This window comes from Photorhabdus sp. RM96S, assembly GCF_042879335.1.
Lineage (GTDB): Bacteria > Pseudomonadota > Gammaproteobacteria > Enterobacterales > Enterobacteriaceae > Photorhabdus > Photorhabdus kayaii.
Genome location: NZ_JBHFKT010000135.1, coordinates 1 through 870, shown reverse-complemented (window position 1 = coordinate 870; position 870 = coordinate 1). Strand labels below are relative to the sequence as shown.

Annotated in this window: 1 protein-coding gene; it reads right to left on the bottom strand. The window is 42.9% G+C overall.

The genetic code is table 11. The features are described from left to right. On the bottom strand, positions 1–777 hold a 777-nt coding region (locus tag ACGF49_RS24615; RefSeq protein ID WP_387493336.1), incomplete at its 3' end, for an IS982 family transposase. Between the last annotated feature and the right edge of the window lie 93 nt (positions 778–870).

Sequence of the window (870 nt, the reverse complement as noted above, 5' to 3'; positions counted from 1 at the left end):
TTTTATACTTCGGTGGCGGGAATGCTCTATTTGAGAAATAGTTTTTAATTGCCCATTAATCGTTTCAATGATAAAACGCTTTGACAACATTATCTTATCCCACTCAGCTTGCAGGTGAGCTTTCATATTTCGGCGCTTTTGGGTGATGAAAGTGAGCCCCGCTTTAGCTAAGTCGTCAGCCAATTCCTGACTGAGATAACCTTTATCGCCGTACAGAGAACCCGTTAATTCTGTTGTTAATTCGCGAACAGGTTCCCGATCATCCACATTACCCGCAGTCACTTTAAGCGCGAGAATTTCACCCTGATGATTGACAACCAGGTGTAATTTGAAACCGTAAAACCAGCCCATTGAATTTTTTCCGCGCCTGGCTATCCCTGCGAAGACCTTATGTCGAGGGATGCGAATGTTATGGCAGACACTCAAACGGGTGGAATCAATAAAAGCAATGCCTGTGGGTTTCCCTTTTAATTGAGTCAGATAGCTGCATAATGGCACCAAAACGGAAGGAGCCACACTGACAAAACGAGGATAGCTAAGCAAGGTTGGAAAATCCTTATGGTGATATTTCCAAATATGTTCTAGATAAAAATGTTTAAAATCACGGTAATGCGACATATGAAAAAGGATCAAAATGGTCATGATTTCACTGGGAGACATGTGACCTTGTCGGCGGCGTAAACGATGCCCGCTATCGAGACAAAATTGTTCCCATTGAGGGATGAAAAAACGGCAAAAATCATCGACATCACAGAAAATTTCAACTAAGTTGTCCATAGCCTGTTCCCCCTCGGAGCTGTTTTTGGTGTGCACCAAAACTTTGCTCCTGGAACAGGCTTCTCGTCAATTTCTTATCCAGAATTCGGGTTA